The 16,374-nt window shown below is 39.8% G+C and carries 14 protein-coding genes, 1 tRNA gene and 1 pseudogene; 4 read left to right on the top strand and 12 right to left on the bottom strand.

Annotation, left to right across the window (positions count from 1 at the left end):
* Positions 1-13 precede the first annotated feature (13 nt).
* Positions 14-1,465 (top strand): porin HopA, encoded by a 1,452-nt coding sequence (gene hopA / locus AA977_RS01110; RefSeq protein WP_064434249.1) that lies wholly within the window; start codon positions 14-16, stop codon positions 1,463-1,465.
* A gap of 112 nt (positions 1,466-1,577) precedes the next feature.
* A tRNA-Asn gene (locus tag AA977_RS01105) sits at positions 1,578-1,652 on the top strand.
* A gap of 66 nt (positions 1,653-1,718) precedes the next feature.
* Here AA977_RS01105 and AA977_RS01100 read toward each other — a convergent pair.
* A complete protein-coding gene (locus tag AA977_RS01100; RefSeq protein ID WP_021436565.1) occupies positions 1,719-2,876 on the bottom strand; it encodes a SulP family inorganic anion transporter in 1,158 nt (385 codons plus the stop codon).
* A 446-nt stretch (positions 2,877-3,322) separates the two neighbouring features.
* Between AA977_RS01100 and AA977_RS01095 the strand changes: the two genes are divergently transcribed.
* The gene (locus tag AA977_RS01095) at positions 3,323-4,156 is read left to right on the top strand and encodes a sulfite exporter TauE/SafE family protein (RefSeq protein ID WP_064434248.1); all 834 of its coding nucleotides are present in this window, start codon (positions 3,323-3,325) and stop codon (positions 4,154-4,156) included.
* Positions 4,157-4,870: 714 nt separating this feature from the next.
* On the opposite strand, the gene msrB is transcribed toward AA977_RS01095, so the two are convergent.
* The 6 genes from msrB to AA977_RS01065 all read right to left on the bottom strand — a co-directional run bounded on the left by msrB (position 4,871) and on the right by AA977_RS01065 (position 10,806).
* Positions 4,871-5,950 carry a peptide-methionine (R)-S-oxide reductase MsrB gene (msrB, locus tag AA977_RS01090; RefSeq protein WP_064434247.1) on the bottom strand — a complete coding sequence of 360 codons (1,080 nt, stop codon included), beginning with the start codon at positions 5,948-5,950 and terminating at the stop codon, positions 4,871-4,873.
* 276 nt (positions 5,951-6,226) lie between these two features.
* The gene (radA, locus tag AA977_RS01085) at positions 6,227-7,573 is read right to left on the bottom strand and encodes a DNA repair protein RadA (RefSeq protein WP_064434246.1); all 1,347 of its coding nucleotides are present in this window, start codon (positions 7,571-7,573) and stop codon (positions 6,227-6,229) included.
* 102 nt (positions 7,574-7,675) lie between these two features.
* The gene (locus AA977_RS01080) at positions 7,676-7,909 is read right to left on the bottom strand and encodes a ribbon-helix-helix domain-containing protein (protein ID WP_064434245.1); all 234 of its coding nucleotides are present in this window, start codon (positions 7,907-7,909) and stop codon (positions 7,676-7,678) included.
* 101 nt (positions 7,910-8,010) lie between these two features.
* On the bottom strand, positions 8,011-8,991 hold the full coding sequence (locus AA977_RS01075; RefSeq protein WP_020971900.1) for an iron-sulfur cluster assembly scaffold protein: 981 nt from the start codon (positions 8,989-8,991) through the stop codon (positions 8,011-8,013).
* A 21-nt stretch (positions 8,992-9,012) separates the two neighbouring features.
* On the bottom strand, positions 9,013-10,176 hold the full coding sequence (locus tag AA977_RS01070; RefSeq protein WP_064434244.1) for a NifS family cysteine desulfurase: 1,164 nt from the start codon (positions 10,174-10,176) through the stop codon (positions 9,013-9,015).
* A 165-nt stretch (positions 10,177-10,341) separates the two neighbouring features.
* Positions 10,342-10,806, bottom strand: a complete 465-nt coding sequence (locus tag AA977_RS01065; RefSeq protein ID WP_064434243.1) for a helix-turn-helix domain-containing protein — start codon at positions 10,804-10,806, stop codon at positions 10,342-10,344.
* Between the two features lie 144 nt (positions 10,807-10,950).
* On the opposite strand from AA977_RS01065, the gene AA977_RS01060 reads away from it, so the two are divergent.
* Positions 10,951-11,502 carry a YbhB/YbcL family Raf kinase inhibitor-like protein gene (locus AA977_RS01060; protein WP_064434242.1) on the top strand — a complete coding sequence of 184 codons (552 nt, stop codon included), beginning with the start codon at positions 10,951-10,953 and terminating at the stop codon, positions 11,500-11,502.
* A 63-nt stretch (positions 11,503-11,565) separates the two neighbouring features.
* Here AA977_RS01060 and AA977_RS01055 read toward each other — a convergent pair.
* The 5 genes and pseudogenes from AA977_RS01055 to AA977_RS01035 all read right to left on the bottom strand — a co-directional run bounded on the left by AA977_RS01055 (position 11,566) and on the right by AA977_RS01035 (position 16,344).
* Positions 11,566-12,420: pseudogene (locus tag AA977_RS01055) on the bottom strand (beta-1,4-N-acetylgalactosamyltransferase).
* Positions 12,395-12,715 (bottom strand): hypothetical protein, encoded by a 321-nt coding sequence (locus AA977_RS01050; RefSeq protein WP_064434241.1) that lies wholly within the window; start codon positions 12,713-12,715, stop codon positions 12,395-12,397. Before AA977_RS01050 ends, AA977_RS01055 begins: the two are co-directional and overlap by 26 nt.
* A 65-nt stretch (positions 12,716-12,780) precedes the next feature.
* Positions 12,781-13,872 carry a 1-deoxy-D-xylulose-5-phosphate reductoisomerase gene (dxr, locus tag AA977_RS01045; RefSeq protein ID WP_064434240.1) on the bottom strand — a complete coding sequence of 364 codons (1,092 nt, stop codon included), beginning with the start codon at positions 13,870-13,872 and terminating at the stop codon, positions 12,781-12,783.
* Positions 13,873-14,673, bottom strand: a complete 801-nt coding sequence (locus tag AA977_RS01040) for a phosphatidate cytidylyltransferase (RefSeq protein ID WP_064434239.1) — start codon at positions 14,671-14,673, stop codon at positions 13,873-13,875.
* Positions 14,674-14,685: 12 nt separating this feature from the next.
* Positions 14,686-16,344: an SLC13 family permease gene (locus tag AA977_RS01035; RefSeq protein ID WP_064434238.1), complete on the bottom strand. Its 1,659-nt coding sequence runs from the start codon at positions 16,342-16,344 to the stop codon at positions 14,686-14,688.
* Between the last annotated feature and the right edge of the window lie 30 nt (positions 16,345-16,374).

The raw sequence follows: 16,374 nt of genomic DNA, 5'->3' as shown, positions 1-16,374 counted from the left end.
TAAGGAACATTTTATGAAAAAAACGATTTTACTTTCTCTTGTGGCGTCATCGCTCTTCGCTGAAAATGACGGCGTTTTTATGAGCGTGGGCTATCAAATCGGTGAAGCCGCTCAAATGGTGAAAAACACCGGCGAAATCCAAAAACTCTCCGACACTTATGAAAATTTGGACAACCTTTTAACCCGTTATAACGAGCTCAAACAAACGGCTACTAACACCGATTCAAGCACCACTCAAGCGATTAATAATTTAAAACAAAGCGCTGACAGATTGAAAACGACCCCCAATACCGCTAATCAAGCCGTGTCTTCAGCGCTCAGCTCTGCGGTGGGCATGTGGCAAGTGATAGCCTCTAATTTAGCTAGTGGCACGCTATCTACTAGCGAATACAACAAAATCAATGCAATTTCTCAATTGCTCCAAAACACCCTAGAAAACAAAAACAATGACCTTACGATTGGAAATGACTATGACCAGCTTTTAACTCAAGCTAGCACCATCATTAGCACTCTTCAAAGCCAATGCCCAGGAGTAGATGGAGGCAATGGCACACCATGGGGGATTAATGCAAGCGGGAACGCATGCAATATTTTTGGCAACACCTTTAACGCTATTAATAGCATGATAAATAGCGCTAAAGAAGCCGCTGCAAAAGCCCGAAGAGAGAACCCAGAAAATCCAAACCAACAAAGCACAGCCATCAATGCTGATTTCACTAAAAACCTTAACCAAGTGTCAAGCGTTATTAATGACACCATCTCTTATCTCAAAGGGGACAATTTAGAAACCATCTATAACACCATTCAAAAAACGCCCAATTCTAAAGGGTTTCAAAGTTTGGTGAGCCGGTCTAGTTATAGTTATTCTTTAAACGAAACCCAGTATTCTCAATTCCAAACCACCACCAAAGAGTTTGGGCATAACCCTTTTAGAAGCGTGGGTTTAATCAACTCACAAATCAATAACGGGGCGATGAATGGGGTTGGCGTGCAATTAGGCTATAAGCAATTTTTTGGGAAAAATAAATTTTTTGGGATCCGGTATTATGCCTTTTTTGATTACAACCATGCCTATATCAAATCCAACTTTTTTAACTCCGCTTCCAATGTTTTCACTTATGGCGCGGGCAGTGATCTTTTATTGAATTTCATCAATGGCGGATCCGATCAAAACCGCAAAGTCTCGTTTGGTATTTTTGGAGGCATCGCGCTAGCCGGCACCACATGGCTTAATTCCCAATTTATGAATTTAAAAACCACCACCAACATCTACAGCGCTAAGATCAACAACACCAATTTCCAGTTCTTATTCAATACGGGTTTAAGGCTTCAAGGAATCCATCATGGCATTGAATTAGGCGTGAAGATCCCCACCATTAACACGAATTATTACTCTTTCCTGGGCGCTAAATTAGCCTATAGAAGACTCTATAGCGTGTATCTCAATTATGTTTTGGCCTATTGATATGGAATTTGTTCTCATTTGAGGACAAAGCCAACTTTTTGGCTCTCAAATCATCATTTCACTTGACTTTTTACAAAAAACACACTAAAATTTCTTTTTGTTTGAGCGAAATTCCAGATTAGCTCAGCGGTAGAGTAGGCGGCTGTTAACCGCTTGGTCGTAGGTTCGAATCCTACATCTGGAGCCATACTTTTAACTACTTGATTTTTTAAACTACTTGTTTTTTTACTACTTAATTTTTTAAAACAAAACTTCATGCAATCCCGTTGGATTTAATCCACAACGCATTAACTAAAACCCCCACCACAACCCCTATCGCCAAATTATGCGTGCATAAAACCACCGCCACGACTAAAAGCATGTTCAGCGTGTCATAGAGTTTGATTTTTTTAATGTTAATAATGGATTGGAAATTAAAAGTGGTGAAAGAAATCATCACCATCACCGCCACAACTGCCACAATGGGGATCTTAACCACATATTCATTAAACGCTAACACTAACACCATTAAAGAAAAGCCGGCAAAAAAAGTAGAAAGCCTTGTGCTAGCGCCGGATTTTGCATTAATGATAGACTGCCCCACTAAAGCACACCCTGTCATTCCCCCTAAAAGCCCTGAGATCACATTCCCCAAGCCCTGCGCTTTAGTTTCTTTATTTTTATCGCTCACGCCATCTTTTAAAATAATGTCTAAAGTTTTAGCGGTTAATAAACTTTCTATCGTGCCTACTAGCGCCAAAGAAAGAGCGTAAGGCAACAATTCTATAACGATTTTAAAATCCAAATTTTTGGGGATAATGAGAAAATGAAAGCCTGAAACCCCTTGCTCAATGCTCCCTAAATTCGGTGCATGCACATCAAAAATCAAAGCGATCGCGCTGATTGCAAGGATACAGATTAAATTAGAGGGGATTTTTTTAGTGATTAAAGGGAATAAATAAATGATCAATATCCCTATAAAAAGCAACACAAACACCCCTAAATTTTGGTTTTGAAGGAATTTGAATTGCTCTTTTAAAAGCAAAAGACCTAATGCGTTCACAAAGCCATACATCACTGATTGCGGGATAAATCTCAAAAGATTCCCTATTTTCAAATAGCCTAAAAGGATTTGCAACATTCCTGTCATTAAAGTCGCCACGCCCGCATATTCAAGCCCATAGTTTTTGACCACGCCCACTAAAATGAGCGCCACTGAGCCGGCCGCTGCGCTAATCATCGCCTTTCTAGCCCCAAAAAAAGACAAAACAAAAGCCATATAAAAAGTCGTATAAAACGCCACGCCCACATCTAAACCCACCATGATCGCAAAGCCAGCGGTCTCTGGGATCACAGAAAGCCCCACCACAAAACCGGATAACAAATCTTTTTGAATGTTGCTCAACCATTCTTTTTGTATCTTTTCAAACATGCCGCTCTTTTTAATTAGAATGGCTTGATTGTAACCAAAGATTTAAAAACCAATTTCAAACCAAATCAAATTCCTTTTCTTAAATAGTGTCAAGATCTATGATATTTTATTGTAAAAAATACTCAAAATTGTTTTTTTTTTTTTTTTCAAAATATAAATTTTAAGTTAAAAATAAGTCTTTTGTGGTAGAATGGCGAATTTCATAAACATGATTATCATAGGAATGTGAAATCTTAAAGCTCTTTAAAAAGGGGCTTGATTAAAATATTAAAGGCATTTTAAAGATTAAAGAACTTAACCATAAATCAAGCGATAACTTCTTAAAAGCGATCTTAAGCGATAGCACAAAGCAATCAAAACCCTATTTTTTAAAATTAAAGAAAAATTTTTTAAAGATTACTACTCTTTTTTGATAAAGTAATAATTTAAAATTTAGGGAGTTTTTCATGGAAGAATCAACAGCGTTTATTTTGGCTCTTGTGGGGCTATTTACCGGCATTACCGCCGGGTTTTTTGGTATTGGTGGAGGGGAGATTGTCGTCCCTAGCACGATTTTTGCCCATTTTAGTTATAGCCATGCGGTGGGGATTTCGCTCATGCAAATGCTTTTTTCTTCGGTGGTAGGCTCTATTATCAATTACAAAAAGGGCTTATTGGATTTGAAAGAAGGCTCGTTTGCTGCACTTGGAGGACTGATGGGGGCGGTTTTAGGGAGTTTTATCTTAAAAATCATTGACGATAAGATTTTAATGAGCGTGTTTGTGGTGGTGGTGTGTTATACCTTTATCAAATACGCTTTTTCTAGCAACAAACAACCCAAGCATTTTGAGGAAATGCATTTTGCTTTGCATGCAAATGGCAAAACGCCCGAAAAAAAACGCGCACTCCCCTTTGTGTCTATGGATAGAACGCATGGGATTTTGATGCTCGCCGGTTTTATTACCGGCATTTTTTCTATCCCGCTAGGCATGGGTGGGGGGATTTTAATGGTGCCGTTTTTGGGCTATTTTTTGAAATATGATTCTAAAAAAATCGTGCCTTTAGGGCTATTTTTTGTGGTGTTCGCTTCTTTATCTGGGGTCATTTCTCTTTATAACGGAAGGGTTCTTGATGATATAAGCGTTCAAGCCGGGGTGATTACCGGTATTGGCGCGTTTTTAGGCGTGGGCATTGGGATCAAGCTTATCGCTTTAGCGAATGAAAAGGTGCATAAAATCTTATTGCTCCTCATTTATGCTTTAAGCATTCTAGCGACTTTACACAAGCTCATTATGGGGTAACAATTCAAATGCTTAGAAGCATTTTTTAAAATTATCCAAAAGCTTGCATAAACAAGCGATAACCTCTAAAAAAAACGCTTCTTTAGGGTTAGGAGATTTAGTTGGGGGTTGCAATGGGAGAATTGTTTCAAAATACCCCCTACCCCCTTAAAAAATGAGTTTGAAACAAAAAATAAAATTAAAAACCCCATTTTTAAAAAAATAAAAAGCTTTAATTATCCTTATTTGATGAGAACAAAAACTTAAAAAAGGGTGTTTTTAAAGCAAGGGCAATTAAAAAATGAATTATTCATTGCATTTGTTTTTGTATGTTTTTCTGTTAAAATATTGGTTGCCAAGATATTCTAAATTCTCTATTTTTATCCTAACCGCACGAAAAACTCTGTCCTTTAAGGCGAGAAGATGCAAAAGTGCATAGCCGTTAGGCTATATTTAAGCTAAAAGATAGCCTAGTCTTTTGGGGGTAAGAAATATCCATGCAGACTTAACAAAGCCTTTCGTGTTAGTGTCCGTTGGGATACTTTAGTTAGAAAGCCCCTTTTAGAAAGCCCCTTGCTTTAGAAAGGGGCGGTTTCACCAAAAGAAACGACAGACAGCTTCAGACAAGCTTAGAATTGTAGCTGATAAATTATTTAGGGCGGATTTTAGCGTTTTTTAAAATAACCTAAACGCTTAAAACCCCCCCAAAGTTAGGAGAAAGTTAAGCGTCGCTCCTTAATGCGTTTTTTTATCGTGGATGTATTTTTTCAATTCGCCCCTTTTGATATAAGGGATAAACTCGCCATAGCCCTCTTTTTCCATGTCTTTTAAAGGGATAAACCTTAAAGCCGCGCTATTGATGCAATACCTTAAACCCCCCAACTCTTTAGGCCCGTCATTAAACACATGCCCTAAATGCGCCTTACCAATACGGCTCAACACTTCAATGCGTTTCCTGTTAAGGCTCTCATCGTCTTCGTATTTCACCACATCCTTATTGATGGGTTTAGAAAAGCTTGGCCACCCGCAACCAGAGTCGTATTTATCCGCTGAAGAAAATAACGGCTCGCCTGTGGTAATATCCACATAAATACCCTCTTCTTCTTTGTTGTAATACTCATTTTCAAAGGGTTTCTCGGTGTGTTTGTTTTGAGTTACCTCGTATTGGAGTTTGGTGAGTTTTTTCTTTAAAACTTCATCGCTTGGTTTGGTGTATTTATCGCTATCTACAATCACTTCATCCGCCTTTTTCAAATCAATATGGCAATAGCCCCCGGGGTGTTTTTTCAAATAATCCTGGTGGTATTCTTCAGCCCTCACATAATTTTTTAAAGGCTCTACCTCAATGGCGATCTTGCCTTTCACTTCTTTTTGCAATTCTTGTAAGGCGTTGTCTATCACCTTTTTATCCGCATTATCCACATAGTAAATCCCTGTGCGATACTGCCTGCCCACATCATTACCCTGTTTGTTCACACTCACCGGATCAATCACCTTAAAATAATAGCGCAACAATTTGTCTAAACTGATTTTTTTAGGGTCATAGACCACTTTCACGCTCTCAGCATGATCGCTTTGGTGCAATTGCTCATAACTCGTACTCTTAGTCTTGCCGTTAGCGTAACCAGAGCTAGCGTCTATAACGCCATAAATCCTCTCCATATACGCCTCTAACCCCCAAAAGCACCCCCCAGCCAAGTAAATCACTCTTTCATCGGTTTTTGGGAGTTTAGATCCCATGTTTTCATCCGCTTGCATAATCGCTCCTATTAATATAAAAAGATAAAAAATTTTTAAATAAGATAAGGCTTTCATCAAATAACCTTTGCTTTAATTTTAATGATAGCTACCATTATAACTAAAAGATTTAAAATCAATAAATAACAGAAAGCTTGACGCTAGTCAAGTGGATAGCTTGTTAAAAAAGCGCTCTTTTAGGGTTAGGGGAATATTGAAGGGGGTTGTAGGGGAATGATTTCAAAATACCCTCTATCCCCTTAAAAGAATGAGTTTTTTACTATAGAATGGAACCTCAAACGATAAAACAAAATTTAAAAACCCTATTTTTAACCACTTTTTAGGATTAAAACCCTACATCCATTCAACAATCTTACCCACCACATTGGCCTCATAGCACTTGATGGAAGTTTTTTGACTGGGTTTTTTAGGCAAAATGGCTTTTAAAAACCCGTAATTTTCCATTTCTTTCAACCTGGCGTTCAAATTAGGGGCTTCTAAAATCCTGCCATTCAAACTCACTTCACCCAAAAAAGCGGTTTTATTGTCAATTTTTCTGTTTTTAAAGCTTGAAAGGATGCTGGCAATGACCGCCAAATCGCAAGCCGGCTCGCTGATTTTAATGCCTCCGCTCACATTAATGAACACATCATGGCGGTTTAAGGGGATTTCTAGCTTTTTTTCCAATAAAGCGATGAGCATGTTAAGGCGGTTGGTGTCAAACCCGTTCGCCAATCGTTTGGGCGCTCCAAAACTGCATTCGCTCACTAACGCCTGGATTTCTAAAATCAACGCCCTTGAGCCTTCTAAAGTAATGGTAATCGCGCTCCCCTCCATAGGCTCTTCTTTGGAAAAAAACAAGCTTGAAGCCTCTTTAGCGCTCACCAAACCCTGCTCTTTCATTTCAAACAACCCAATCTCACTCGTAGGGCCAAAGCGGTTTTTAAAACTCCTTAAAATCCTTAATTCCCTACTGGGATCGCCCTCAAAATACAGCACGCTATCTACCATATGCTCTAGTACTCTAGGGCCTGCGATGCTCCCTTCTTTAGTGATATGGCCGATGATAAAAATAGCAATATCTCTTGTTTTGGCCAAACGCATGAGCTCAAAAGTGATCTCTCGCACTTGCGAAATAGAGCCGGGCGCTGAAGAAATTTCTGGCGAATAAAGCGTTTGGATAGAATCAATCACGCAAGCAAAATAATCCTCGCTTTCAATATTGGATTTAATCACAGGCCAATTGATTTCATTAAGCAAATACAATTCTTTTTCTATGCAATCTAGTCTAGTGGCGCGCATTTTAATCTGGCTCAAGCTCTCTTCCCCGCTCACATACAAAACCTTTTGCTTATTTTTGGCTAACCCAGAAGCCACTTTTAAAAGCAGAGTGGATTTCCCCACCCCAGGACTCCCCCCCACTAAATATAACCCCCCTTTAGCGATCCCCCCACCCAAAACAATATCCAACTCGCTTTGAGTGGAAGAAAATTTCACCACTTCTTCATGCTCAATTTCCACGATAGAAACGCTTTTTTGCGCTTTTGAAAGCGGGTTTTTAAGCGTGTTTAAAACTTCTTTTTGGGTTTGGTTCAACTCTATAAAACTCTCCCATGCGTTGCATTGAATGCACTTACCCAGCCATTTGGGGCTTGTAAAACCGCAATGCTGACACTCAAATAAAGAAGTTTTTTTAGCCAAACTATCTCTTTTTAATCACACAGCTAATAGCTAAAATGGGGTTTTGGTTACTTTGTTTTATAGCAAAACTCATAGAGCCAAACTAAAACAAGTTGCAAGTTATCAAGCGCCATTTTGCTCTATTTTTCTTAAAGCTTTCAAAATATAGCGTTTGATATAAGATCCCACGCTTTCTTCTTCTTCGTTAGCCATTTTCTCTAGTTTTTGGTATTGCTCATCAGAAAAATACAAGCTCACAGCGCGAGTTTTTTTATTAGCGTCTGTTTTTGGTTTGCGTCCTAGTTTATTTTTAGTTGCCCTTAGGTGCGTTTCATCTGTGTTTTTGTCGTTTTCCATCAAATTCCTTCAATCATCATCAAAAATCGCTTTAAGCGAAAATAGCATCTTAGCATAAACAGCGTCTAACAAATAGTGTTGAATGCCTTACCCCCACCCCATCAAATGGGTAACACCCTGATATTACGATCCAACAATTCTTGCAAGGCGTTTTCAATGGCAAATAAAGTTCCGGTAGTCGCGCTCATGCACCCATCGCATGCCCCCATGTAGCGGATATACACATCAATGTAATCATCGCTTTCTTTAATGTCTAAAATCTCCAAATCCCCCCCATCCATCACAAGCATAGGGCGGATATTTTCATCAATGACTTTATCCACGGCCTTAATCTTTTGAACCATTGTCATTTCCCTGAAAGCCAACTCCCCACTTTGGGATTTATTTGCGGTGGCTTTAAGTTTTTCAGCTTCCATTTCTTCGCGCACTTCTTTAAGAATATCCACCAAGTAATAATCCCTTTTCTCATGCCCACCGGGTTTCACGCAGCTTTTACAAAAAGCCCCGGCTTTGGTGTAGTTAGTGATTTCTTCAACGCTTTTTAAGTCATTGAGCCTGATCACTTCTTTAATCGTGCCTAAACTCACCCTAGCGCACTCGCACACGATGATTTCTTCTTCAAAATCTTCAGCATTTTTCCCCAAATACATGCCGGCAGCTTTTTTGATCACATCATACGCCATCACGGAGCAGTGCATTTTTTGCCCAGGGACAGCCGGCGTGTCCGGATCGTCTCTTAAGCCTCTTTCCACATCTAAATTCGTGATTTTTACCGCATCTTGGACTCTTTTACCCAGACACAATTCTACCATCATGTCCGAGCTTGCAATCGCAGTCCCACAGCCAAAGCTTTTAAACTTCGCATCAATAATAGTATCCGTGCTTTCATCTACAAGCCAATACAACCTCACCGCATCCCCGCATGCTTCTGCGCCATAATCCGCCACAATGAGCTTAGCGTTTTTGGCTTTAGCCTGCTCTTCTGTGATGACCCCTAAATGCGTAGGGTTATCCATGCGCCTTTGAACTTCTTTAGAATACGCGTCCCAAAGGGCTGATCCCACTAAATCATGTTTTGCCATTTTAATTCCTTTATTAATATTTTAATAAGAGCTTGAAATGTTTCTCAATCTTGTAGCCGCTTGAGAGAAAACTTCAATCGTTTTGTCAATTTCAGCTTCCGTGTTAAAACGGCTTAATGAAAGCCTGATAGCGGTATGAGCCAACTCTTTACTCGCTCCAATCGCCACCATCACCGGATTAGCCTCTAAATCCTCACTCGCGCATGCGCTCCCTGTAGAAGCGGCGATATTAGAGCGGTTTAAATCCCAAAGCATGGCCTCTCCTTCAATCCCTCTCACGCTGATTAAAGTCGTGTTAGGCACACGATGGATGCGATCGCCCACCACCATCACATCAGGGATTTTCAAAAGCGCTTCTTCTAATTTGTCGCGCAATTTCCCCACCACTTCTTTTTCATAGTCTAAATGCTCTACGGCTAACCTCATCGCTTCGCCCATGCCCACAATATAAGGCACATTCAAAGTCCCGCTGCGCCTGCCATTCATATGCTCGCCTCCATGAAAAAGAGGGGTCAATCCCACCCCGCTTCTAATATACAGCCCCCCAATGCCTTTAGGCCCATGAAACTTGTGCGCGCTAAAAGAAAGGAAATCCGCATTCGCTTTTATTACATCTACAGGGATTTTACCAATCGCTTGCACGGCATCGGTATGGAATAACACGCCCTTTTGTTTACAAATAGCCCCAATTTCTTCAATAGGGAAAATGAGACCGGTTTCATTATTCGCCCACATCACGCTCACTAAAGCGGTTTTTTCTGTGATCGCTTCTTTGACTTGATCTGCGGTGATACTCCCATGCTCATTGATAGGCAAGTAAGTTACCTCTACCCCCAAGCTTTCTAAAAAATTGCAAGTGGATCGCACTGCCGGATGCTCTGCAACCGTGGTAATAATATGGTTTTTGCCTTTTTTCAAGCATTCATCAAAATACACGCCCTTTAAAACCCAATTATTGCTTTCTGTCGCGCAAGAAGTGATGATCACATCGTCTATATCCCTAGCGTTAATACCCTTATAAAGCTTGTCTAGCGCTTCTGCAATGGCCGGATGGGTTTCGGTGCCAAACTGGTGCAAAGAGCTAGGATTCCCATAATGATCCCTTAAAAAAGGATCCATGATTTCTTTGACTTTAGGGTCAATCTTGGTTGTAGCGTTATTGTCTAAATAAATTCGTTGTAACAAATGAGTGTTCTCCTTAAAAATTTTGCATAGATTTCTTATCTAGGTTAAATTATGATTAAATACAAGATATTTTCTTAATTTTAACTTAAAAATAAGATGAATTTTAAAAACATTTTGAGAAATGCGAACATCCCTCCATTAAAACCAAAGCCACTACAAACTCGCTCAAGTTTTTTTAAGGGGTCTTCCACGCCTGTCTTTCAAAGCGTCTATCCCCCCTTGTTGGTAACGCTTCTCCCACACATAGAGTTTTTGCAATTGTTTTGCGACTTCCTTTTTCGTGGGCTTAATGCCTTTAAGGTTATAAAGAGCGGTGATGATAATGGGCTTTGGGATATTAAACCTTTGGATAAATTCCAAACAATCTTTTTTGAGCTGGGAGTCCTGCTTGTTTTTAGTAATATCCACATGGCTTAAGTATTGCAACACATAAAGGCGTTTTTCTTCATCTTCTTGAGCGATTTCTGGGGCCAACTCCATCCCTTGATTAACGCTTTTAAAAAACCTATTTGAAGCCTCTTGGGGTGTGGGATAAACGCTCAAATAAGTTTCTAGTAGCGAAATCACTCTTTTTTGCTGTTCCAATAGTGCGTCTATCTTGGCACTCAAATGATTTATTTTACTTTCCATGCTTTCAATGGTAATAACCCAAAATAAATCGTTGTTTAACTATTAAAAATAATTATTCTAGTATCATACTCCAAATTCGCATGCATTTTAAAACCCACGATATGTTACAATAAGAACAAAATAATTTCAAAAAAAGGGCTTAAAATGAAAACTTTTGAAGTAATGATTCAAACCGATTCGCAAGGGTATTTAGACGCTAAATTTGGCGGTAACGCTCCTAGAGGTTTTCTCAATCCAAACGGCTTACCCACTTATTCGCCTAAAATCTCATGGCAAAAAGTAGAAGGCGCTCAAAGCTATGCGTTAGAGCTCATCGATCATGACGCTCAAAAAGTGTGTGGCATGCCGTTTGTCCATTGGGTTGTGGGCAATATTCCTCACAATGTTTTAGAAGAAAATGCTTCCATGATGGATAAAAGGATTATTCAAGGGGTCAATTCGCTCACTCAAGGCTTTATGCGCTCCTCTCTCAATGAAAGCGAAAAACAACGCTCCAACCTCAACAACAGCGTTTATATCGGCCCCATGCCCCCTAATGGCGATCATCATTACCTTATCCAAGTGTATGCTTTAGATATTCCTAAACTCGCTTTAAAAGCCCCTTTTTTCTTAGGCGATTTGCATGACAAAATGCGCAACCATATCATCGCCATAGGGAGGAAGGAATTTTTATACAAGCAGTTTGTGAGGAAATAAACTGCGTTTTTATTAGGTTTAATTAAACCTAGTAAAAGTTGGTTATTGAGCGTCAAAACGAATTTAAGGCAAGCGGAATTTTTGATACATCTCTAAAATCCTCTTTTCATCTAACATGCTTTCTTCAATCCTTGCGCCTATCAAATCGGCATGGCGTTTTTTAAATTCTTTTAAAGGAATTAGATCATCATAAACGATAGCGTTTCGCCTCTTTTTAGCCAAAGGGAAATGCCATTGCACCATTTCTCTATCTTTAATATGGTGTTTATCTTTAAGCTTTAGGACTTCATAACTCTCATCATTGTGTTGCCAAATTTCAAAAGGCTCACAATCATTATACAATAACCAATGATCTTCCCATGCGTCTAAAAACCCAAAATCCCCATCATTACGAATAAACACTTCAAGATCTTGCACCACAAAATTAATGCGTGAATACATCACAACCTCTTTGGTGTTTTTGGGGATATAAAAACTTTCATAAAGCTTCTTAGCGTCATAGATATGATCGACATCAATTTTAATAACCCACTCATTTTTAGGGATGAAAGAAAGCACATAATTATAGTAATGATAAAGTTGGTGTCATAAACTCGGGCAATTTTTTAGAATGACTTCATAAGGATAGCTGATAGGGATAAACGAAGGGAATTTTTTACAAAATTCTAAAACCACTTCTTTAGATCCATCATTGCAATCATTAAAACCAATGACCCCCCTTTGAATGGCAGGAAGCATGGAAAACAAACTCTCTTCTAAGGTGGGGATTTCATTTTTAACTCTAATAAAAGCCCATGGGTTTAAAGGGCTTTTAGGGTTTTGACTTTTTTGATCATAGTCAAAATAACCCGAATGCGTGGGATTGGGTAAAGTTAAAGTGGGATGGATAATCCTATCTGCTAAATGCCCCCCCCCCATAATTATAATTAAAAGAACTATTTTTATAAATACTCTTGTTGCGTTCAATGAAACTTTCATTATTTAAAGAGGCAATATCTAAAAACACGCTTTCTTGATGGTCATGGTTGAATAAAGCTTTTTCTTGAAGAGAATGAAGTTTTTTAGCGTCTAACATTTCCTTAATTTCACGATTGATTTCATAATAAGCGTTCCCATCATGAGTGTCTTTGACCCCCTTAAAACTACGAACACATCTCACCACAAAAGGCATCCTCTCTTTAATAAAACCCTTGATTGCATTTTTTAATCCCATAAAAACTCCTAATAATCAAACGCTACCATAAGCAAAACCCTATTATACTACACTCTTGCTACACTTTAGGCCAAACGCTCCCTAACTTCTTTGTCTAATTCCAGCACTTCGTCTAAACTAGAGAGCTTGAAAGGCATTTTAGCGTATAATTCCAAGGCTTGAGAAATGATTTGAATAAGGCCTCCAAAGGCGATTTCTTGATTCAAAAACTTCTTTATCGCGACTTCATTGCTCGCATTCAATACCACCCCAAGCTTTGGGTTTTCTAACAGCAAATCTTTATAACGCCACAAAGTGTAGCGCTCTAAATCAATTGGCTCAAACTTAATCGCGCCTAAAGCGTATAAATCTAAAGGCTTAATGGAAGCGCTCACAGAAGCTAATTTAGGGTTAATCGCATAGCTTATGGGCAATTTCATGTCCGCGCTCGCTAAATGCGCAATCATAGAATTATCTTCAAACTCCACCAAAGCATGCACGATAGAATTCCTTTCAATGAGCGCATCAATCTTTAAAGACGTGCCAAAAAGCCAATAAGTTTCTAAAACTTCAAAAAGCTTATTGACCATGCTCGCTGAATCAATGGTGATTTTAGATCCCATGCTCCAATTAGGGTGCTTGAGTGCGTTTTGAACGCTTTGAGTAGGGATTAATTCTAAAGGCGTGTCCCTAAAAGCCCCCCCACTCGCGCTAATGATCAAAGATTTGGGTTTTAAAGCCTTGTTTTGCAACAACGCCCACAAGCCAAAATGCTCGCTATCAACGGGCGTGATTTGTGAAACATCTAATAAATGCCCAGCACTCACTAAACTTTCTTTATTCGCTAGGGCTAGTTTTTTATTCCTTTGTAGGCTTTTAAAGCTCGCTTTCAATCCTGCCACGCCCACAATAGCGTTAAGGACTAAATTGGAAGCGCACTCTTCTATCATCGCATCAATGCCATCTAGCCCCACAAACACTTTCGCGCCCAAAGGCTCTAAGAATTTCAAATCGCTAGGATCTAAAATCGCCACTTTCTTGGGCTTGAAAACTTGGATTTGCTCATTGATTAAAGCGATATTTTTCCCGCAACTCAACGCTTCTATTTCTACGCCAAACTTTGTTGCGATTTTTAGGGCGTTTTTCCCAATAGAGCCGGTGCTTCCTAAAACAACCATTCAATCCCCTAAAAACACCGCCGTTTCTTTCCAAACTTCTAAAAAATACAACAACACATGCAAGCTCAAAGCCCCAAAAAGCATGGAATCCAATCTATCTAAAACCCCCCCATGCCCGGGTAAAATCTTACCGCTATCTTTGATCCCAACTTTTCTTTTCAAATAGCTTTCATACAAATCCCCAAACACTGCCATAAGAGCGATTAAAAAACTAAAGAAAAGCGCCATAAAAAAGCCTCCGCTCAATTTCCCCATGCCCACAAACGACCCCAAAACACTCCCTGCAACAACGCCAATCAATGCACCTTCTAAAGTCTTATTCGGTGAAGTGGGCGTGAAAGGGGTTTTACCTAAAAGCTTGCCTCCAAAAAACGCCCCCACATCGCTTGCAACCACCACGACTAAAAGCCAAATGATCGCTACTGCGCCAAAATCCTTATAAACCCCAAAAAGCGCAAAAAACCCAATACCCGGGTATAAAAAGGGTAAAATGGCTTCGCTATGGTGCGTTTTTTGATAAGCGATGATGCTAGCCATGACTATCGCGCCTATTAAAGCGCATTCTATAGGGCGCCCGTTAAAATACGCCGCTACCCATGACAACACTAAAATGAGATACAAACTAAAGCCCGCTTTAACTTGAAACAACCTTAACGCTTCAGAAAACCCTATCACATAAATTCCCCCTAAAACTGCCCAAAACAACAACAAATTGTCCGCATACAAAATCAAGCCTGCCACAATGATTAAAATAGCCCCTGTAATGTAACGAGACTTTTCTTTAAATAGTCCTTCTTTCACTTTCTTCCTTAATCAATTAAAAATCAATGAAACTAAACCATAGCTAAACGCGCTGATCAAAACAACTCCTACCAGATTGAGCCACAAACCGGCTTTAATCATATCCGTTATTTTAACATACCCAGAGCCATAAGCTATCGCATTGGGTGGGGTGGCCACAGGGAGCATGAACGCGCAAGTCGCGCTCAAGGCCACAGGAATGGTCAATAACAAGCTCTGATGATTTTCATAGCCCATGCCCATCGCAACCCCCCCAATCACCGGTAAAAACGCTGCAGCGGTGGCGGTGTTGGAAGTGATTTCGGTTAAGAAAATGACCATTAAAGTAACCAAAACAATGATGAATAAAATCGGTAAATGCGAAAAGCCAGAAACCAAATGCCCGATCCACAAACTCAACCCGGTTTTAGAAAATTGCGCGCTCAACGCTAACCCTCCGCCAAATAAAAGCAACACGTCCCAAGGGAGTTTTTTGGCAGTGTCCCACTCAATGAGCCTTTCACCCTGATTGTTAGCGGGCAAAATGAATAAAAGCGCAGAAACCCCCATAGCGATCACCGAATCAATCTTATCTATCTTAATGCCCCAAGATTTTAAAATCGTATCTAAAAAAATCCACCCTAAAGACGCTAAGATAAAAAGAATCCCCACAGAGATTTCCGCTTGACTCAAACGGCCTAATTTGTTTAACTCTAGCCTAACGACTTCCTTACCCCCCGGGATTTCTTTAATCTTTAAAGGGAAAATCACATAAGTGAGCAAGAGCCACGCTAAAATAAGCATGATAAAGGCTAACGGCGTCCCGAACACCATCCATTGAGCGAAATCAATTTCAATGTTGAAAGCGGTTTTCATATAGCCGGCCAATAAAGCGTTAGGCGGCGTGCCAATGAGAGTGCCTAAAGAGCCAATGGAAGCGGAATAAGCGATGCCAAGCATCAAACAAATACTGAAATTCGTGCGATAAATGGTGGTTTTTTCTTGAATCACTTGGGTAATATCTTTGCCCTTATGCGCAATATTACTCATAATGCCCCCATGCGCTTTGGTGATTTCTTCTTTTTTAAAAATTGGGTTAGAAGCGTTTTCTTTACCCACAAGCTTAGCGACTAATTGCAACACGCTCATGCCAACAGGAAACATCATCACCGCCGTTGCGGTATTGCTCACCCACATGGACAAAAAGCCTGTAGCGATCATAAAACCTAAAATCAACCTTCTAGGGCTTGTGCCTACCAATAGAATGATGCTTAAAGCAATGCGCGTGTGCAAATTCCATTTTTGCATGCTTAAAGCCAGAATAAACCCTCCCATAAAAAGGAAAATAATGGGCGATGCGTAAGAAGAACTGACGCTAGCGAATTGATCCACGCTGAAGACGCTAAAAAGCACCAAAGGTAAAAGCGCGGTTGCAGGCAAGTCAATGGCTTCTGTCATCCACCATATCCCCATTAAAACAGCCACCCCCGCCACAACAGGCATCGCTTTATGATTTAAAGCATTAAGCTTGGGGATTTCTTCTACAATATGAGGCATTTGAGCGTTTAAAGCGTAATAGATGATAAGCGCGATTAACACCCCCCCTATTAACCCCAACAAGCGCACGATCTTAGTGATCTTATCATCGGTGTGCGTATCTGTATGCGTATTAGCATGCGAATGATTTTCCATAGTGTTTTACCCTTTAAAATTACTAACCTC

It is taken from the genome of Helicobacter pylori (genome assembly GCF_001653455.1).
GTDB lineage: Bacteria > Campylobacterota > Campylobacteria > Campylobacterales > Helicobacteraceae > Helicobacter > Helicobacter pylori_A.
This window is presented reverse-complemented; position numbering and strand designations above follow the sequence as displayed.